The organism is uncultured Winogradskyella sp., from assembly GCF_947496485.1.
Classification (GTDB): Bacteria; Bacteroidota; Bacteroidia; order Flavobacteriales; family Flavobacteriaceae; genus Winogradskyella.
Genome location: NZ_CANMCZ010000004.1, coordinates 172,710 through 193,468, shown reverse-complemented (window position 1 = coordinate 193,468; position 20,759 = coordinate 172,710). Strand labels below are relative to the sequence as shown.

Sequence of the window (20,759 nt, the reverse complement as noted above, 5' to 3'; positions counted from 1 at the left end):
AAAACATTATGAAGAATATTCTTTGGCTTGTCGCTGTAATTGCCATAGTTGTATGGTTATTAGGTTTATTAGGAATTGTTCCTGGATTAGGTTCTAGTAACTTAATACATATTTTACTGGTAATTGCTGTAGTCGTTATATTGTACAATATAATTAGTGGTAGAAAACCGCTATAGGCTAATTATACATTAGAAATAAAAGAGCGTACGGATTTATAATCTGTACGCTTATTTTTTTGTTAATAACTGGACTATTTCGCTCAATTTACATTAAATTTGAGCTCCACATTTTATGAAAGCCATATGTCTATATGGCTTTTATAATGTTTAGACTAAATTTTAAAAGGTATTATGAGAAAAGAAAATAAGCATAAAGGCTGGAATGAAATAAAAACAAATGACTCTTGGGCGATTTTCAAGATTATGGGAGAGTTTGTCAATGGTTATGAAAAGTTGAGTAAAATAGGCCCTTGTGTTTCCATTTTCGGATCAGCAAGAACAAAACCAGACCACAAGTACTATAAGTTAGCAGAGGAAGTAGCTTCTAAAATAGTAGATCATGGTTATGGTGTTATTACAGGTGGTGGACCAGGTATTATGGAAGCTGGTAATAAAGGTGCTCATATTGCAGGAGGAACTTCTGTAGGTCTTAACATTGAATTGCCTTTTGAGCAGCACGATAATCCATACATAGATAATGACAAAAGCTTAGACTTTGACTATTTCTTTGTTCGTAAGGTGATGTTCGTAAAATACTCACAAGGCTTTGTTGTTATGCCAGGAGGTTTTGGCACTTTAGATGAATTGTTTGAAGCCATAACACTTATCCAAACCCATAAGATAGAAACCTTTCCTATTATTTTGGTTGGAAGAGAATTTTGGGGAGGCTTAATGGACTGGGTAAAAACCACCCTTTTAGATGCAGGTAATATTAGCGCAAAAGATTTAGATTTAATACATTTGGTAGACACATCGGATGAAGTCCTAGAGGTCCTCAACGATTTTTATAAAGAATACGATCTTAGTCCTAATTTCTAAGAAAACCATTTTTATATTCACCGCTATGAAGAAGAAAATATTGGTTTTTTTTACGATAACTCTGTTATGCGTTTTAAATGCTTCTGCCCAAGAAACATTTAAGGTGATGTTCTATAATTTGTTGAACTATCCCTTAGAAGATGCTGTACCAAATCGTGAGGATGATCTAGAGTTTATATTATCAGATTATCAACCTGATTTATTTTTAGTCTGTGAGCTCAATAATATTGCTGGTGCTAATAATGTGTTAGGCATTACCCGAACCTTCATCAATTCTAACTTTGAAATGGCCACCTATGTCTCTAATACTTCTGATGACACTACTGGTGATCAAAATGATTTACAAAACTTATTGTATTATGATTCTACCAAATTTATAATCGAAGAAGAGATTATTGTGCCTACCTATTTGCGAGACTTTAACCTTTATAAGCTAAAATTGAATACGATTGACCAAGATACCAATCCGGTAGTCTTTTATGTCGTTATTTGTCATTTAAAAGCCTCTAGTGGAACCACAAACGCACAAAGACGCTTTGAAATGGTACAAGATTTAGACACCTATTTAAATACCTTACCAGCGGACACTAATGTGCTTTTGGGAGGCGACCTAAACCTTTATACAGCATCAGAATCCGCTTTTCAAGAACTCTTAGATAGCTCTAACAACATTACATTTGCTGATCCTGCAAATCGCATTGGCAGTTGGAATAATAATACAAGTTTTGTTGATGTCTTTACGCAATCTACAAGAACTCAAACAGGTTTGGGAGGTTCCACAGGTGGTTTTGATGACCGTTTTGATTTTATTTTAACATCAGAAAATATGATTAGTACAGCTAACATAACTTATGTACCAGACTCTTACCAAGTGTATGGTAATAATGGTTTAGTGTCTTGTTATAACAGTCGTATTAATTCGACGAATTGTGGCAATTCCACCTCACAATTTTCTTTTGATATAAGAGATGCATTGCACAATTTCAGCGATCATCTTCCCGTTACGGTATTACTAGAAACAGATGCTTCTTTACTCAACATTACTGATACTGAAATTGCTAGTTATTTTAAATTAAAAAATAGCATAACTGATTATTATTTAAATATTTACGTTAATTCATCTCAACTCTTTAATGAATATTTAAATATTTATAATAGCCTAGGTCAAAAGGTAAAATCATTGCAGCTCAATTCAGAAAATGATCAACAATTCGATGTTTCTGATTTACAAAGTGGGTTATATTATTTAACAAGCCCTAATCAACAAATAAAATCGCTTAAATTCCTAATTTCTAATTGATAAAAACCCTATACATATCATTTGTCTTATTCATTTTTTGCAACTTCCTTGTTGCTCAAAATAGAATTGAAATTGACGCTGTTGTAGCAGTAGAAACTAAAACTATTTCTATTTCTCAAACCATCGTTTACAAAAACGAATCGAATGATGTATTATCTGAAATATACCTGAACGATTGGAATAACAGCTACTCTACAAAATCCACACCACTTGCTAAGCGCTTTGAAGAAGAATTCAGTACAAAATTTCATTTGGCAAAAAGTGAACAGCGTGGCTACACTGTGGTAACCTCCATTAAAGATAAAAACAATGCATCACTAGAATACAATAATCTTAAGACACATCCCGACGTTATAAAGGTGGTCTTAAAAGATCCTTTGCAACCTGGTGAAGCTTATACTATAAAGCTTAACTATAATCTTTTTGTTCCTGATGCCACATTTACCGATTATGGCTTTACAAAGAATGGAGATTTTGAGTTGAAGTATTGGTATATCACTCCAACGATATATGATGGTAAATGGCATTATTATAGTAACAAGAATTTAGACGATTTATTTATTCCAAAAGCAGATATTAGCTTAAGGATTACGCATCCTTTAAACTATAGAGTAACTTCGGAGTTAGATGGTCTTATTTTAGAATCTGACGTTCCAAATCGTACGCAAACCTCAATATTAAGTGGTAAAGATCGTATAGACACCTATTTATCACTTAGAAAATTTCCGAGATTCAGCTTTATACAGACCGATGATTTTATTGTGCTTTCGGACATTAATGAAAAAGGATTAACTGGTGGAGAAAAAGCGCTTATAACAGATAGAATAACACGCTTTTTAACTGATAACCTTGGTGCCTATCCACATAATATGTTAGTTGTTTCTGAAATTGATTACAATAAGAACCCGTTGTATGGTCTTAATCAACTTCCTAGTTTTTTAAGCCCTTTTCCAGAGCAATTTCAATATGAATTAAAACTTTTAAAAACAGCTACAAAAAAATATCTCGATAATACGATACTCCTAAATCCTCGAAAAGAACATTGGCTCATCGAAGGTTTACAGATTTACTTCTTAATGAAGTATGTAGACACATACTATCCAGACATGAAATTATTAGGGAATTTAGCTAATATTTGGGGAATCAAAGCGTTTCATGCTGCAGACTTAGATTTCAATTTTCAGTACTTTTTGTACTCCATGGAAATTGCAAGAAAAAACAGAGATCAACCATTAAATACTTCAAAAGATTCTTTAACAAAATTCAATGCTAATATTGCTGGCAAATATAAAGCTGGTGTTGGGTTGAACTATTTGGACCAGTTTACCGATGATATAAATTTAACTAGTAGCATTACAGAATTCTTAACAAAAAATCAATTAAAACCTATTAAGATCAGCGATTTTGAAAGCTTTATAAAATCCAAGACCTCAAAGGATATCGATTGGTTTTTTAAGGATTTTATAGGCACAAGAAAAAAGATAGATTTCAAAATAAAATCTGTTGAAACTACTGAAGATTCGATAAGACTTACCATTAAAAATAAGAGAGATAATAAGATGCCTGTTTCTATTTTTAAGCTAAGTAACGACTCTGTTATCGGTAAATTATGGGTGGAAAACATTAAAGGAGAAAAGACTATTCTATTACCAAAAGACAGCACAGATAAGTTTGTAATAGATTATGATAACAACATCCCAGAATTCAATCAACGTGATAATTATAAATCTGTAAACGGATCTATCCTTAATAACAAACCTCTACAGTTTAGACTTTTTAAGGATATTGAAGACCCTGACTATAATCAGATTTTCTTTATGCCCTTAGTAGAATTTAATAATATATATGACGGTTTAACATTGGGTACAAAGGTGTACAACAAAACAATTTTAAGGAAACGATTAAATTATAGAATCTCACCGCAGTATGCCACAAAATCTAAATCCTTAACCGGAAGTGTCAGTGCTTTTTATACGCATAATTTAGAAAATCAAAATCTTTTTAACGTCACATACGGTCTTACTGCCGGCTATCGTTCTTTTGCTGAAGATGCTTTTTTTACTAGGATTAGACCTTCAGTTGAATTCGCATTTAGAGATGACGACAACTTTAGATCTAACAAAATAGATGTGATTTCAGCAAGATATGTCAGTATCAATAGAACAGCTGGTGAAAACGCTGTCATAGAAATTGACGAGCCAGACTATGGAGTATTTAATTTAAGATACACACACGCCAATCCTGGAATTATTAACTTTTCTTCATTCAATACCGATTTTCAAGTTTCAAACCAATTTAGTAAGCTCTCTTTAAATTACGAGTTCAGAAAATTGACCCAAGGCAACCGAAATGTAAACCTAAGGCTTTTTGCAGGTTTTTTCTTAAAGAACAACTCAGATCCAGCATCTGACTATTTTAGTTTTGCTTTAGACAGACCTCAAGATTATTTATTTGACCTTAACTATTTAGGACGTTCGGAAGATTCTGGTCTTTTTAGCCAACAAATAATTATAGCCGAAGGTGGCTTTAAATCGCAATTAGATGAATTAGATGCCGAGTTTGCAAATCAATGGATGACCACAGTTAATTTTAGTACTTCCATATGGCGCTACATACAAGCCTATACTGATTTAGGCTTAGTAAAAAATAAAAATATAGACCCAAAATTTGTTTATGATTCTGGTATAAGACTCAATCTTGTAGAAGATTATTTTGAAATTTATTTACCAATTTATTCTAATCTAGGCTGGGAAATTGCGCAACCAAATTACGATCAGCGTATACGCTTTATGTTCACTGTAGACCCACAAGTACTTCTAGGTCTTTTTAGAAGAAAGTGGTATTAACAAATTCTTATCAAAAAGTTAATTTTTTTTGATTTATTGAATTATATATTAACCAAACCCCTTTTAATTGAGAATAATTCAATAATATAACGTTTTTTACTGTTGCATAAAATTTCAAAAATTCGTAATTTTGCTTGACCAAAAAAGCAACCTCTATGAATATAAACCCTAACGCCAAAACTGAAATTACATTTGAAGATTTTAAAGCTGAAGTTTTAAACGACTACAAATTAGCTGTTACAAGTCGCGAATGTAGTTTACTTGGTCGTAGAGAGGTTTTAACTGGTAAAGCAAAGTTTGGGATTTTTGGTGATGGTAAAGAAGTCCCACAAATTGCCTGGGCAAAAGCTTTTGAAAATGGTGATTTTAGATCTGGTTATTATAGAGATCAAACGTTTATGATGGCTATAGGTGAACTTACCATAGAGCAATTCTTTGCTGGTTTATATGCCAATACAGATATTACAGAAGAACCTATGTCTGCTGGTCGCCAAATGGGTGGACACTTTGCAACACACAGTTTAGATGAGAATGGACATTGGAAAGACCTTACCCAACAAAAAAATTCTAGTGCAGATATTTCGCCTACAGCAGGACAAATGCCAAGATTATTAGGTTTAGCACAAGCATCGAAAATCTACAGAGAAGTAAAAGGTATAGACACCACCAATTTTTCTAAAGATGGTAATGAAATTGCCTGGGGAACTATTGGAAATGCAAGTACAAGTGAAGGCTTGTTTTTTGAAACTATAAATGCAGCAGGTGTACTACAAGTGCCAATGGTAATAAGTATTTGGGATGATGAATATGGTATTTCAGTACATGCCAAACACCAAACCACAAAAGAAAACATTTCTGAGATTTTAAAAGGTTTTCAGCGTAATACCAACGAAAAAGGCTATGAAATTTTCAGAGTTGATGGATGGAATTATCCTGAACTCATAGATACCTACCAACGCGCAGCGCAAATTTCTAGAAAAGAACATGTACCTGTAATGATCCATGTACAACAACTAACACAGCCTCAAGGTCATTCTACATCGGGTTCTCATGAGCGTTATAAGGATAGTGAGCGTTTGGCTTGGGAAGAAGAATATGATTGTAATACACAACTGCGAAAGTGGATGATAAGCAATGATATTTCTTCAGATGAAGAATTGACAGCCATAGAGCGCAGTATTAAAAAGGCCGTTAGAGAGGGTAAAAAAGCAGCTTGGACTTCATTTATAAATCCTATTTTGGCTGAGCGTAAACATGCTATACATTTATTAGAGCAATTAGCCTCATCGAGTCATAATGGTGTGTTCATTAAAAAATTAATAAACGATTTAGTAGCGATAGAAGAACCGTTAAGAAGAGATATTCTTTCCGCTAGCCGTAAAGCATTACGCTATGTGGTTTCGGAAGATTCTTCAGAAAAACTAGCACTTCAAGCTTGGATAAATAATTATCTCAATGAAGTTCAACCAAAATATAGTTCTCACTTACATAGCCAATCAGATCTCAATGCCTTAAATCAATCTGCAGTGGTGCCAACCTATGATGCCGATTCACAAGATGTTGATGGACGTGTGGTTTTAAGAGAAAATTTTGATGCTATCTTCGGTAAATATCCTGAGGCATTGATTTTCGGTGAAGATGCTGGATATATAGGAGATGTTAATCAAGGTTTAGAAGGATTACAGGAAAAATACGGTAAACTTAGAGTCTCAGATACAGGGATAAGAGAAGCTACTATTGTTGGTCAAGGCATTGGTATGGCCATGCGTGGTTTGCGACCTATTGCCGAAATTCAGTATTTAGACTATGTGATGTATGCGCTCCAAATAATGAGTGACGATTTGGCCACTGTACAGTACAGAACCAAAGGTCGTCAAAAAGCACCACTGATTGTAAGAACGAGAGGTCACCGTTTAGAAGGCATCTGGCATTCTGGTTCTCAGATGGGTGGTATTTTAAACCTTATTAGAGGTATCCACGTGCTTGTTCCAAGAGATATGACCAAAGCTGCAGGATTCTACAATACCTTATTAGAAAGTGATGAACCCGCTTTAGTTGTAGAATGCTTAAATGGCTATAGGCTTAAAGAAAAATTACCAAACAATATTGGTGAATTTAAAACACCAATTGGTGTTGTTGAAACGGTTAGAGAAGGTGAAGATATCACCTTGGTGTCTTATGGTTCCACTCTGCGCTTGGTAGAACAAGCTGCTAAAGAATTATTAGAAGTTGGTATTGATGCCGAAATTATTGATGTACAGTCTTTGTTACCTTTTGACCTTAATCATGATATCGTTAAAAGTATTGCAAAGACCAATCGGGTTATGGTTATAGATGAGGATATTAAAGGTGGTGCTTCTGCTTATATTCTCAATGAAATATTAAATACCCAAAATGCATTTCAATATTTAGATAGTCAACCAAAAACATTAGCAGCAAAACCACATAGACCTGCTTACGGAACAGATGGCGACTATTTCTCAAAACCTTCGGTTGAAGACATTTTTGAAGCTATTTATGGTGTAATGCATGAGTTGAGTCCTATGGATTTTCCAAAACTGAGATAAAACTTATTTAAAATCAAAAGAAAGACCTTCCTTTAAATTAAGCGAAGGTCTTTTTTATGTATGACATTTGTCATAAACTATGTTTTGAAATATCTTTAGCTTTGAAAGGCAACGACTAATCCACACTATATGCTAACACAAGACATTCTAAGTACCTTCAAGCGAAAGGCAGATTTGGTAAATTACCTTGAAAAAAACAAAGCTGATAATCCAACGTTTCAATCTGCATTAGACAAATATGCCTACGAACAAGAATTACTACCACTGCAAGCAGAACTTGTTGATTTTCAAAGATGGGTTCAAAAAGAAAATAAAAAAATAGCTATCATTTTTGAAGGGAGAGATGCTTCTGGTAAGGGAGGAACCATAAAACGTTTTATAGAGCACCTTAATCCTAGAGCAAGGCGTGTTGTAGCCTTAAATAAACCAACAGAGATTGAAAAAAGACAATGGTACTTCAATCGGTATATCAAAGAATTGCCAGATGCTGGAGAAATTGTGTTTTTCGACAGAAGTTGGTATAACAGAGCGGTTGTAGAACCTGTAATGGGATTCTGTACCAAAGAACAATATAACCGTTTTATAATTCAGGTACCAGAATTTGAAAATATGCTCTTTGAATCTGATACAAAAATTATTAAGTTTTGGTTTTCTGTTTCTAAGGAAGAGCAACAACGTCGTTTTGAAAAGCGGTTGAGAAATCCGCTAAAAAAGTGGAAATTCAGTCCTGTTGATGAAAAGGGACAAGAACTTTGGGATGACTTTACGGTTTATAAAAATCAAATGTTTTCTAGAACACATAATTCTTTTAGTCCCTGGGTAGTTATAAAGTCTAATGATAAAAAACGTGCACGTTTAGAAAGTATTAAATACGTTTTAAGCCTTTTTGATTATGATAATAAAGGGAGTAACTGCAAAGCACTTTTGCCAGATCCCAACATTGTACAACGCTATTTTAGAAATACTGTTCAATTAGACCAATAATAAAATCACCTTTAACCATGACAGAAAAGAACTTATCTATTATAAACACAAAAAAAGGTTTAGAGGCTTTATTACGTCAAAAAAACCTGAATATTAATAAGACTATTAATAATGTTAAATACGAAAAACGACTCGAAAAACTTCAAGTAGAAATGCTTATTCTTCAGCAATGGGTTGCAAAGCATAACAAAAAAGTAGTGATTCTTTTTGAAGGCCGAGATGCTGCCGGAAAAGGTGGAGCCATTAGACGTATCATTCAGCATTTACCACCAAGAGCCATTAGAGTTGTTGCCTTACCAAAACCCAATGAAACGGAAATGGGCCAATGGTATTTTCAACGTTACATTAATCGTTTACCAAACAACGGCGAAATTGTATTTTTTGATAGAAGTTGGTATAATAGAGCTGTAGTAGAACCTGTTAATGGGTTTTGCACTAAGAAGGAATACGACATCTTTATGAGCCATGTTAATGCTTTTGAAAAAATGATACAAGACTCAGGTATTTATTTATTGAAATTTTATTTCTCCATTACAAAGAAAGAGCAAGAACGTCGTTTTAAAGATATTGTGAGTACTCCTATAAAAAAATGGAAATATAGTGAAGTTGATAAGCGCGCATTATTGCTTTGGGACGATTACACAACCTATAAAGAAAAGATGTTTGAGGAAACACAGGTTAATGCACCTTGGAAAATTATTAAAGCGAATAGAAAAACAAGCGCAAGAATTGCAGCTTTTGAATATATCCTTAAAAGCATACCATACGAAGTTAAGGACTTGGAAACTATTCGTCATAAATCACTACGCGCAATTTTAAATGAATAGAAATTAAGAATCAGTTGTTTTTTCACCTCTTTATAAGGTATTAATTACAAATTGAGACCTATTGATTTTCTTAAATCGAGATAATAATATTATTTTAGTTTTCTCAATAAGAACAATATGTTTCCAGATTTTAACCGTTGGAGTTTACCTCTATTAATTCTAGTATTACAAGGACTCATATTTGTAATACTTTTATTGACTCGGTATTTTAAGAAACGTAACATCTCAGACTTATTTCTAGGCCTTATTTTACTCTTAACCTGTTATGCTCAAATCTGCTATACTGTCGGGTTTATGGGTTGGTATAATGAATTTAGAACGACTAAAATCAATTATTTCCTTATCAATATAGGTGTAGCCTTAGCACCACTGATTTATCTGTACGTTAAATCTATAACCACCTCTAACTTCAGATTTAAAAAATCATATTGGTGGCATTTTGCATTGGCTTTTGCAGTCATTGTATATCGATTTAGTATATATACGTATGATACTCTACAACCTGGTTTTAATGATACCCAAAATGGTATTTTAAAAATTGAATTAGATGAAGCCTACGTGCAATCTATAATGAGTTATATAGAGACTCCGTTTATGTTAGTATACCTGGCGTTTACCTTTCAGCTATTTTATAGCTATAGGAAAAAAATTATTCAATACTTTTCTAACACCTATAAATTAGAGCTCAATTGGATTCTAAGTTTTCTTGTACTATTTAGTCTTTCATTTTTGTATGGTACAATTCAAGATATTATAGGGTCTCGTTTTATGGATCTTGGTTACCAACAACGCTGGTGGTTAAATTTATTTATGGCTCTTGTAACACTTTATGTAGGCATTAAAGGCTACTTTACAGACACTACAAAGCTTAATAAGCTTGACTTTACATTTACTCCTAAAACTATTGGTATACCTGAAGAGATTAATGATTTTGAAGAAAAAGCTATTGCAGATTCAGATATTACCATCGTAAAAAACTTAATGGAAACTAAAAAAGCATATCTCAATCCTGAACTTAATTTATCAGATTTGGCAAAAATGGCCAAAATGTCTAGAGGGCAACTCTCAGAAATCATAAATACAGCCTTTAAAAAGAATTTTAATGACTTTGTAAATGAGTATCGTGTAGAAGCCTTTAAAACTATGCTAAGAGAAAATAAGCATAAGCAATTGTCATTATTAGGTATTGCTCAAGAATGTGGTTTTAATAGTAAAGCAACATTTAATAGGGTTTTTAAGAAACTAACAAACCACTCACCTACCGAATATTTAAATTCTCAATTAAATTAAGACGTCTCAAATCGTATTTGGGACGCTCTAGTACGTAATAAGTCGTCTGTCGAAAACTTACAACCGAAATTTGTGTCAACAACAATTAAAACCATTTGTTATGACACACTTAAGCACAATACTAAAATTTTTAGTTACTCCAATAACTCAAAAACATTGGGCTATAGATCTCATTTTTGCTATCCCAAGAGTTTTATGTGGTCTTTGGCTTACTACGATGTTTGGCGCAGATAAATTTGGAATGCCATGGACAGCAGAAGAGCAAAACTTAAACCTGTTTGAAGTGGCTGCATGGTTTCCTGAAGACGTCGCATCCTATGGAGGTATTTTTGCTGCTGCACCAATTTTCTTTGCTTGGATGGGAGCATTTAGCGAAGCTGTAGGAGGATTATTTCTATTGCTAGGCCTAAAAACTCGTTTAGCTTCATTCTTAATTATGTGTACCATGCTCGTTGCCATATTTATGCAAAAATGGAACCAAGGCCTATGGTCAATGCTACCTGCTATTGGATTCTTATGGGTTTCTATTTACAATTTATGCTTAGGTTCTGGGCGTTTCGGTATCGATTATCTCATTAGTAAAAAATTAAAACAATAATATCAAAAAAACAAACATTATGAAACATCTATTTACAACACTCTGTCTTTGTCTTTCTCTTCTTACTTTTACTTGTAATGCTCAAGACACTCTAAAATTATCAGATTTGGAAATTTTGAACAACACCAGTTGGAAAGGGCAACTTACTTACAAAGATTATCAATCAGGAAATCCTTCAAGTGTTGATGCAACATTACAAATTAAAATTGAAGGAGAACGCATAACATACAATATTCAATACACTTACGAGCCTAAGAAAAATAATAAGTCTTCCGTAAAGATTAAAAAGAATGGCACCTACTATGGTAATGAGAAAGTGGTAAGCAATACACTAGAAAATGGTACACGAATCTTTGTAACCTCTTACGAAGGTAAAGATAATGGTAAAAAAGCAACCATGTTTATAACACGTCAATTTAGTGAGACCAGTTATAAGGAAACTAAAGAAGTTTTACTTAAAAATGCAGATGAACGCTTTATAAGAAACACTTACGAATTCACAAAAATCTAATTTATATCAGCATGAAATTATTAAAACAACTTAGCACAATTTTACTGATCTTATTAACTGCTAGTTGTGTTCAACAAACACAGCCAAAGACGATTATCGTTAAATTGGATATGACGGAAATTAAAAATCATTCCAAAGTAGGTATTAGAGGGAACTACCCGCTGTCATGGGATGAAACCACATTTCTAAGCGATGAAGATAATAATGGAATATACGAAGAAACCTTCGAAATTTATACAGCAAATAGTACTATAGAATTCAAATTTGTAAATAATGATTCTGAGTTCGAATTACAAGATCAAAACAATAGAAGTATCACTTTTGATTACAAACCAGAAACAATAATCTATGAAGCAGTATTCAATAATCCTGAAGAAAAGATTACAAAAAATTGAATTATGAAAACTAAAATAACATTATTGTTATTGCTTGTTGGAATGACAGCAATAGCTCAAATAAAAGGAAATAAAGCCATTGAAACGCGAAGCTTTAATGTTGACAGCTTAGACCATATAAAAATTAATTTTTATGCAAAAGTTACTATCGACCAATCAGCTAAAGCAGGTATGCAAATCACTACAGACAGTAATTTATTCGATTTAATTGACACTGAAGTTGTAGATGGTGTATTACATCTCAATCAAAAAGAATGGATTTCACCATCACAAAATGCAATCATAACAATTGGAGCACCAAACTTAAGACGTGTAGAATCTGGGACACATGATACTACTAAGATTATTAACGTAGATAATGATGAACTAAGAGTTAATGCACCTGTGGGCAACATTATTATAGAAGGCAAAACCAAAGAATTAAGATTAGGAAGTGAATTGGCGACTATTGATGCCTCAAAACTCATAACCGAAAAAGCATATGTTAATCTTTGGAGTTGGGGAAAAATCACCGTTAATGTTACTGACCTACTATGGGCAGATGTTTCTAATGATGGAAAACTAATTTATTTAGAAAAACCAAAACAACTAAAAGTTAAGACTAAAAAAGGAGGAAAAGTATATGTGCTAAATAACAGCGAAGAACTAAAGAATCCGGAAGCTATATTTATTAAATTCAAGATTAAAAATAATTCGTCTAACCGCAATCATTTTGAAGTTGTTGGCCCTAAGTCAGACGGCTCAAAATTTGGCTATGGCTTTCCTATGATACCAAACGCCACAAGGAAAGAAAACTGGACCGTTGGCACTAAGGTTTACAAAGTTAATAGCCTAGGGTTCAGAAAATTATTAATCACTATTAAAAAAGAAGATGAAAACAAAACCGTGAACTTATTTTAGTAAAACACTACTTTCTATCATAATACTTAAAATAATTTCATGAAAATCTGAACTTTATGATTATGGCTTAATTATTGTATTTTCGCATGCTGATAAATTCTGACTTAAATTCAGAACATCAATCTTAATCAATAATTTTAAAAAAGATGAAAAGAATTATTCTTGTCTTATTAATAACACTTCCGTTATTAAGTTTCGGGCAAAAAATTAAAGTAAAAAAAGGTATCATTACTTTTGATGGTACAGCAGTTGCAAAAGTAGATGACGATACAAGAGATTTTTGGAAATTCTCAACTCTTAAGGACGAAAAGGCTTTCAATGTCTCGTTTAAAGGTATGTCAGCTTCAAACCTTGAAGGGTTTCAATGGCTAGAATTAACTTCTGCAGATGGCAAAAAAACTGAGATTCCATACGAAGTTTTAATGACTTCATTTAGTGTTACAAAACTCGTAATTAAACTACTTAGCGAAAAATACGAACTCATCACAACAAACGGTATTGATATGGCTAAGGTCAATGAATTCTTTGCTGTTGAGCGCGAAGTATTAAGCGATAAATATGCTAAAGCTGTTGTGTCTGCAAAAGCAGATGAAGCTGAGAGACAAAAAACCGTTGGCAAATACGATCCGTTTGTAAAAGACGATGGTACAATTCTATTTGGTGGATCTAGAGGTACAAAAATTGCTGGTCGTGTATCTTATTCTCAAAATACATACACAGTTAAAGATTTAGATGGTATTACAATTGGTACTGCAAAAGGTTGTTCTACATGTACTGATGTAGATGCGACTACTTATACTGATGAAGAGTTTAAATTCGACTATGGTTCTCGTACCATGATGACAGGACGTTTCTCAAGATCGTTTGCACAAATATTTGTAGAAGAGTTATTAGGGAGAGGATATCAATTACAACACGAAGCTAAGGCATACAAAGCCAAGTTGCATAATGAGCGTGTAAAAGTAGCCAAAGAAAATAGCATTAATTTATATGGTGTTGAAGGTTCAATTACAGATGAAGATGGCAAAACCTATAAAGGCACTGTCTATGCAATTTTCGAAAAACTAGAGATCAATCCTGCGCAACAACAAAGCGATTATGCCGAAATGAATACTATTGATAAATTCGGAAAGTTTGTTAGTGTAAAGTATATGAATGAAAAAAATAGACCAAGAACAAAAAAGTTTGCTGCAAAAAATAAGGTGAAGTTTTGTGCAGATGATAAAGGCACAGAAAAGTGTTTTATGGGAATGAAAACAAAAGGAAATGCACTTAAAAAAATGTCGAATGCATCTAACTTCGGATTTGACAATTCGTACTTCTATGAAATCATTTATGAGAATAATGGCCATATGGTATTGTCGAAGCCAGGTGAAGAAGGTACTTATGTTTTAAAGTTCTCAGATAAAAAAGAAGGCTTTATGATTGACGGTAGAAAAAATGAAAAGGTTTCAGGAAAATTGGCTAAGTATATTGATAACTGTAAGAGTTTAGCTGAAGACTTAAAGAATGGAGAATTTGATTTAAGCAACTTTGACAACTTAAAGCTAATTGTCGACGAATATTGTAAAAACTAATCTCGACAATATATTACATTATAATAAAGAAGGCATTTTTGCCTTCTTTGTTTTTTAGTTCTAAATTTATACCATGAAGATTGAATCCATAGTCACTATTAAAAAAGAACTAAAGCACCTACCGCAAGAAGAGCTATTAGAATTATGCTTACGCTTAGGAAAATTTAAAAAAGAGAACAAAGCACTACTCACCTATTTGTTATTTGAGTCTCATGATGAAGATGTTTACATTGCAAGTGTAAAGTCTACCTTAGATGAATTGTTTGAAGGTATCAACTCAGATAGTTACTTCTACATGAAAAAGACCATTAGAAAGATTCTAAGACAAATTAGAGTTTACAGTCGTTACTCACTTAAAAAATCTACTGAAGTAGAACTTCTACTCTATTTCTGCGATCGTTTAAATGAATTAAGACCATCTATTCACAGAAATACGACGTTGAGTAACCTTTACGAAAGGCAAATATTATCTATCAAGAAAAAGATTAGCGTATTACACGAAGATTTGCAATACGATTATAATTTGCAATTAGATGAATTAGAGCGTTGATTAAAGATTCTGCTTCTTAGCCTTTTTACTACCTTCATACATCTCATACTTTACTAAACGTGCTTCAAGCTTTGCATTAAAGACTTTTATTTTTCGAGATGGACGTAATCCAACAAACTTTAAAGCTTCAAGATTAGATGTTATTAACCAAGCATTTGTATTAGGATAACCATGCTTTAGTGTTGAACCAATATTACTATAGAATTCTTCAACATTCAAATTCTCTAAACGCTCACCATAAGGTGGGTTAAACACCATGTGCAATTTATCTGTTCCTGCTTTTTGAGTTTTAAAGAAATCTTCATGTTGAATATGTACAAACTCGTCTAAATGCGCATTCTTAATATTCTCTTTAGCTTTAGCAACAGCAGAAGGTGACTTATCATAGCCTAATATTTTATGATGAAAATCGCGTGTTTTCTTTAGTAAAGATTCTTCAATCTTTTCAAATAAATCGACATCCCAATCTTCCCAACGTTCAAAAGCAAATTCCTTACGCATCAAATTTGGTGGAATATTACACGCAATCATAGCAGCTTCTGCTAACATGGTTCCACTACCGCACATAGGATCCATAAAATCTGTTTGTCCATCCCAACCGCTCATCATAATTAGTCCAGCAGCAAGCACTTCGTTAATTGGTGCAATATTGGTTGCTGTTTTATAACCACGTCTGTGCAAGGATTCACCAGAGGTGTCTAATGAAATGGTACAGCGCTGACGATCTATATGCACATTAATTTTTAAATCCGGAAAACGTAAATCTACATCTGGTCTTGTCCCATCATTTTCTCTAAAACGATCTACAATTGCATCTTTTGTTTTTAAAGCTGTGTACTGCGAATGTGTAAAAATACTGTTATGTACAGTCGCATCAACAGCAAGAGAACCAGTGGCTTTTAGATAGTTTTCCCACTTCATGTTTTTAACATTCTTATACAAATCATCTTCTCTAGTGACTCTAAAAGATTTGATTGGTTTAAGAATTTTAATAGCAGTACGTATACCAAGATTGGCTTTGTACATAAAGCCTTTATCACCAACAAAACTAACGTTACGCACACCCTTCTCTACCTCCATGGCACCAAGCTGTGTCAGTTCTTTTGCTAAAATATCTTCGAAGCCAAATAAAGTTTTGGCAACCATCTTGAAATTATTGTCCATATATTACGTCTGAGAGATTGCAAATTTACACTATTTTTGCAGGACATTTAAGATTATGACTAAATCAACAAAACAATGGTACGCGTCGTGGTTTGACACGCCTTACTACCATATTCTATATAAAGATCGTGACCATTCAGAAGCACAAGGGTTTATGGATAATCTCACCAACTACCTTAACCTTCCTGAAGGCGGTAAAATCTTAGATTTAGCATGTGGTAAAGGCAGACATTCCGTTTATCTTAATACACTTGGCTATAATGTTACTGGTGTTGATTTATCTGAACAAAGCATTGCTCACGCCAAGCAATTTGAAAATGAAACCCTAAAGTTCGATGTACATGATATGAGTAAAACCTATCCTGAAACATTTGATGCTGTTTTTAACCTCTTTACAAGCTTTGGGTATTTTGAAGACGAAAATTGTAATCTTGAGACCATAAAGTCAATAAAAGCTGAATTAAATGAATTTGGTTTTGGTGTCATTGACTTTATGAATGTCAATTACATTATTGAAAATTTAGTGGAAGAAAATGTAAAGACGGTTGAAGGGATTGACTTTCATCAAAAACGTAGTGTCAAAGATGGTTATATTATAAAAGATATTAGCTTTGAGGCTGATGGCGAACATTACGAATTTCAGGAACGTGTAAAGGCGTTTACTTTAGAAGATTTTAAAACATTATTTGAAGAAGCTGGAGTCTATTTGTTAGATGTATTTGGTGATTACAAACTACGTCAATACCATTCAAAAACATCAGAACGTTTGATTATGATATTTAAGTAAATTGCAGATATGAATAAGTATCTATTTCCAATATATGCTATCATTATTGGTGTTGTTATTGCGGTTTTAACCAAAAAGCAAAAATCCGTCAGCACTAAATTATTACTCTCTTTTAGTGGAGCTTTTTTATTGGCACTCACATTATTTGATTTATTACCTGAGGTATATGAACATTTAGAAGCAAAGCAAACAGGCTTATTCATTATGTGCGGTATTCTGCTTCAGATTATTTTAGAGTTCTTTTCTAAAGGTGCTGAGCATGGTCATGTGCATATTCATAAAGAAGATACACAATTTCCTTGGTTATTGTTCATAAGCCTTTGTATTCATAGTTTTTTAGAAGGGTTTCCTATTCACCAGCACAATGATATGGTGTATGGGGTTTTAATCCATAAAATACCAATTGCAGCCTTGATCACAGCTTTTTTATTACAGTCTAGTTATACGAAACCGCAAATTGCAAGTTTTATAATCATATTTGCAGCCATGACACCTTTAGGAACATACGTTTCTAATAATACTGCTTTTGTTGCGGATTATGTGGATGTTATAAATGCAGTTGTCATTGGTATATTTTTACATATTTCTACAACGATTCTGTTTGAAACTGGTGAAGGTCATAAATTCAATTTATCTAAGTTGATTGCGATTTGTTTAGGTATTGTGATTGCATATTTTATTTAAATGTTTTCAAAAGAAGAAAGTCGACAACTACGACAAGAGTTTTGGACCAGCTTCGGAAAATCATTTCCAAAAAAGTGGATTTTATATGACACCAAAATAAAAGGTGTCGCTTTTAAATTTAATTTCGATACCAAATCTGCACTAGTTGCATTAGATCTAGAAGATGATTTAGAAAACCGAATTAACTGTTGGGAAAAGCTAGTTGCTCTTAAAAACATTCTACAAAGTGAATACTTACCAGAAGCTATTTACGAAGAGGAATACTACTTAGAAAACGGTAAAGAAATTTCACGTATATACATACCTTTAGAACAAAAAGTATCTATCCATAACAAAAATTCTTGGCGCAATGTTATGGAATTCTTTAATGAAAAAATGACTTTATTTGAGGCTTTTTTTGAGGAATACCGAGATATAATTAAATCGTAAATCACAATAAAAGTTCTACTTAGTTTATAAATATGGCTAAGTAATATGCAAATATTTATACACCAAAAATATTATGTTCATTTTGTATATCATATAGAAATATACCTAATTTTTTGATATACAAAATGACCATTTGTTTACATCTTTAACTATTATAATACACGGAATTACTTTATTCGTAAGAATATATATATATCTTTAATAATTAAATTATTTTTAAGCGTTAGCTACAATAGAATACGAGAATAATCCATAGAAATTAAGAAGAGCTTATGTCAACTTATGATAAAAAAAAATCTGGATTTTTTCAAAGAATGGTTGACATTGGTGCTAATTATAACTCTTCCTATACTGAAATCAGATATTTGCGCGTAACGAATATCGCTTCGATTTTAGGTGTAATTTATAATGTAATTTGGATGCTAATTGCATTGTTTCTCACAGACGAATTGGTGATTTATGGGAGTAATGCTTTGTTGGGTTTAATGTTTCTTATGGCCTTAATTTTCAACAGGAAAGGGTGGCGGGTCCTAGCTTCCATATGGCTTATTCTGGCATCTTATATGTCTGTTATCTTGTTTCTTTATTTGTTGGGATATTCCTCTGGCGTTGCAATCGTTTGTTTTCTGATTATTATCCTACCATACATGACTTTCCCTAGAAAGGCAAGGGATATAGCCCGTGTATTTAGTATTCTAGCTTGCCTGACTTTGATTATTACTGTAATATTTCAATCAAATATAACAGCTCATTTTGACGGATTAGATTCTTACATATCGCAAATAGTTAATATCAGTATTACTGGATTCATTTGCCTCATACTCATATCCAGTTTGTCTGTTCTAATTGATAAATCAGAGGAATCTTTAATGGCTGAACAGAAAAAATCAGATGACCTTCTGCATAATATTCTACCAGCAAACATAATCAGAGACTTAAAAGAAAGCGGTAAAACAATTCCTAAAAGACATAAGAATATCACTGTACTATTTACTGATTTTGAAAATTTTACGAAGCTTGTAGCATCCATATCGGCAATCACTTTGGTCAATGAACTCAATGATATTTTTGGTCGATTCGATGAAATAATGGAAGAAACGGAAGTTGAAAAAATTGAAACAATTGGTGATTCATATATGGCAGCTTGTGGCCTTGAAAAAGAAATGACAAATCACGCTACTAACTGTATTAGAGCAGCACAAATGATGCTATCCTATCTTGAGGAGAGAAATAAAAGCCATGAAATAAAATGGAAAATGAGGGTTGGGATACATTCAGGAACTGTAGTAGCAGGTGTTGTAGGTAAAAAGAAGTTTGCGTACGACCTTTTTGGAGACACAATAAATACTGCCAGCAGAATAGAATCCGCTGGTGAGGCAGGTAAGATCAATATATCTTCATCCACCTATGAACAGATTAAAAATGACTTTACATGTCTTTCTCGTGGAAAGATCTTTGCAAAAGGAAAAGGGAATTTGGAAATGTATTTTGTAAATTAATCTGTAGCTAACACCGTATATAATTTATTGCTAGCTCTAGCCCACTTACGAAAATCGTCGTAGATTTTCTATTCGGTTTCTATTTGCTAAATTAGTTGCTTAAACCACGCAACGAAATCATACACAAACACTTTAGGCACAAGCTGAAAACCACTTCGAATAAAAAACGTCAAGAAAAAGTGTAATAAAAACTTCATTTGCTAATCTAAAGAGTAAATCATTCAAACAAATTAGATGAAAAAAACAGCAATAATTACACAGAAATCATTTAATACTTCTCATAAAATCAGTTCGATTTACCGTAGTAATTTTGCTGAATTTTATGAAAAATAAAGAAAAATATTTTGACCAAATCTATGCAGATTTAAAAGATAAAATCTATCGTCTTTGCTTAGGTTTTATGGGAAATACAGCTGATGCAGATGACCTATTTCAAGAAGTTTTAATTAGAATTTGGAAAAGTTTAGACAGTTTTAGACAAGAAAGTTCAATTAATACTTGGGTTTATAGGATAACGACAAATACTGCTCTGTTATCAATAAATAAAATCAATAAATCTAAATATAGGGAAACAAACCTATTACCCAATAATTTAAAAACAGAAACTACTCAAGTAGTCGAATCTGACAAACAAGACCAGATTAAAAAATTGTATCAAGCTATTTCAACTCTAAAAGAAATAGACAGAATAATAATTAGCTTACTGTTAGAAGATAATACCTACAAAGAAATAGCGGAAATAACAGGAATTAGTACATCTAATGTAGGTGCGAGAATAAACAGAATTAAGAAGAAATTAATCACTAAAATTTAA

At 32.8% G+C, this 20,759-nt stretch carries 20 protein-coding genes; 19 read left to right on the top strand and 1 reads right to left on the bottom strand.

The genetic code is table 11. The features are described 5' to 3' along the window. Positions 1-8: 8 nt before the first annotated feature. From Q0822_RS13600 to Q0822_RS13535, 14 genes are all read left to right on the top strand, one after another. Positions 9-176, top strand: a complete 168-nt coding sequence (locus Q0822_RS13600) for a lmo0937 family membrane protein (RefSeq protein ID WP_299124574.1) — start codon at positions 9-11, stop codon at positions 174-176. A 174-nt stretch (positions 177-350) separates the two neighbouring features. Beyond that, the gene (locus Q0822_RS13595) at positions 351-1,037 is read left to right on the top strand and encodes a TIGR00730 family Rossman fold protein (RefSeq protein ID WP_299124572.1); all 687 of its coding nucleotides are present in this window, start codon (positions 351-353) and stop codon (positions 1,035-1,037) included. Between the two features lie 25 nt (positions 1,038-1,062). Continuing rightward, on the top strand, positions 1,063-2,337 hold the full coding sequence (locus tag Q0822_RS13590) for a T9SS type A sorting domain-containing protein (RefSeq protein ID WP_299124570.1): 1,275 nt from the start codon (positions 1,063-1,065) through the stop codon (positions 2,335-2,337). Further along, positions 2,334-5,183: a metalloprotease gene (locus Q0822_RS13585; protein WP_299124568.1), complete on the top strand. Its 2,850-nt coding sequence runs from the start codon at positions 2,334-2,336 to the stop codon at positions 5,181-5,183. Before Q0822_RS13590 ends, Q0822_RS13585 begins: the two co-directional genes overlap by 4 nt. A 155-nt stretch (positions 5,184-5,338) precedes the next feature. Further along, positions 5,339-7,750, top strand: coding sequence for an alpha-ketoacid dehydrogenase subunit alpha/beta (locus Q0822_RS13580; RefSeq protein ID WP_299124566.1), 2,412 nt, complete (start codon positions 5,339-5,341; stop codon positions 7,748-7,750). 129 nt (positions 7,751-7,879) lie between these two features. Further along, positions 7,880-8,734 (top strand): polyphosphate kinase 2, encoded by an 855-nt coding sequence (gene ppk2, locus Q0822_RS13575; RefSeq protein ID WP_299124564.1) that lies wholly within the window; start codon positions 7,880-7,882, stop codon positions 8,732-8,734. A 17-nt stretch (positions 8,735-8,751) separates the two neighbouring features. Continuing rightward, positions 8,752-9,561: a polyphosphate kinase 2 gene (ppk2, locus tag Q0822_RS13570; protein WP_299124562.1), complete on the top strand. Its 810-nt coding sequence runs from the start codon at positions 8,752-8,754 to the stop codon at positions 9,559-9,561. Between the two features lie 117 nt (positions 9,562-9,678). After that, positions 9,679-10,851: a helix-turn-helix domain-containing protein gene (locus Q0822_RS13565; protein ID WP_299124560.1), complete on the top strand. Its 1,173-nt coding sequence runs from the start codon at positions 9,679-9,681 to the stop codon at positions 10,849-10,851. A gap of 100 nt (positions 10,852-10,951) precedes the next feature. After that, the gene (locus Q0822_RS13560) at positions 10,952-11,449 is read left to right on the top strand and encodes a DoxX family protein (protein ID WP_299124558.1); all 498 of its coding nucleotides are present in this window, start codon (positions 10,952-10,954) and stop codon (positions 11,447-11,449) included. Positions 11,450-11,468: 19 nt separating this feature from the next. After that, positions 11,469-11,960: a hypothetical protein gene (locus Q0822_RS13555; protein WP_299124556.1), complete on the top strand. Its 492-nt coding sequence runs from the start codon at positions 11,469-11,471 to the stop codon at positions 11,958-11,960. Positions 11,961-11,971: 11 nt separating this feature from the next. Then, positions 11,972-12,355 (top strand): hypothetical protein, encoded by a 384-nt coding sequence (locus Q0822_RS13550; protein ID WP_299124554.1) that lies wholly within the window; start codon positions 11,972-11,974, stop codon positions 12,353-12,355. A 3-nt stretch (positions 12,356-12,358) separates the two neighbouring features. Further along, on the top strand, positions 12,359-13,255 hold the full coding sequence (locus Q0822_RS13545; RefSeq protein WP_299124552.1) for a DUF2807 domain-containing protein: 897 nt from the start codon (positions 12,359-12,361) through the stop codon (positions 13,253-13,255). Between the two features lie 146 nt (positions 13,256-13,401). After that, positions 13,402-14,832 carry a hypothetical protein gene (locus Q0822_RS13540; protein WP_299124550.1) on the top strand — a complete coding sequence of 477 codons (1,431 nt, stop codon included), beginning with the start codon at positions 13,402-13,404 and terminating at the stop codon, positions 14,830-14,832. 73 nt (positions 14,833-14,905) lie between these two features. Then, positions 14,906-15,382, top strand: a complete 477-nt coding sequence (locus tag Q0822_RS13535) for a hypothetical protein (protein WP_299124548.1) — start codon at positions 14,906-14,908, stop codon at positions 15,380-15,382. On the opposite strand, the gene Q0822_RS13530 is transcribed toward Q0822_RS13535, so the two are convergent. Next, complete coding sequence (locus Q0822_RS13530; protein ID WP_299124546.1) at positions 15,383-16,546, bottom strand: THUMP domain-containing protein; 1,164 nt, start codon at positions 16,544-16,546, stop codon at positions 15,383-15,385. It abuts the gene before it with no gap. A 55-nt stretch (positions 16,547-16,601) separates the two neighbouring features. Between Q0822_RS13530 and Q0822_RS13525 the strand changes: the two genes are divergently transcribed. The 5 genes from Q0822_RS13525 (at position 16,602) to Q0822_RS13505 (ending at position 20,759) form a co-directional block, all read left to right on the top strand. Then, entirely contained in the window at positions 16,602-17,333 is a 732-nt protein-coding gene (locus Q0822_RS13525) for a class I SAM-dependent methyltransferase (protein ID WP_299124544.1), read from the top strand. 9 nt (positions 17,334-17,342) lie between these two features. Beyond that, the gene (locus tag Q0822_RS13520; protein WP_299124542.1) at positions 17,343-18,017 is read left to right on the top strand and encodes a ZIP family metal transporter; all 675 of its coding nucleotides are present in this window, start codon (positions 17,343-17,345) and stop codon (positions 18,015-18,017) included. Beyond that, positions 18,018-18,446: a DUF4268 domain-containing protein gene (locus Q0822_RS13515; RefSeq protein WP_299124540.1), complete on the top strand. Its 429-nt coding sequence runs from the start codon at positions 18,018-18,020 to the stop codon at positions 18,444-18,446. 272 nt (positions 18,447-18,718) lie between these two features. Further along, the gene (locus Q0822_RS13510; protein WP_299124538.1) at positions 18,719-19,945 is read left to right on the top strand and encodes an adenylate/guanylate cyclase domain-containing protein; all 1,227 of its coding nucleotides are present in this window, start codon (positions 18,719-18,721) and stop codon (positions 19,943-19,945) included. Positions 19,946-20,267: 322 nt separating this feature from the next. Beyond that, on the top strand, positions 20,268-20,759 hold the full coding sequence (locus Q0822_RS13505) for an RNA polymerase sigma factor (RefSeq protein ID WP_299124536.1): 492 nt from the start codon (positions 20,268-20,270) through the stop codon (positions 20,757-20,759).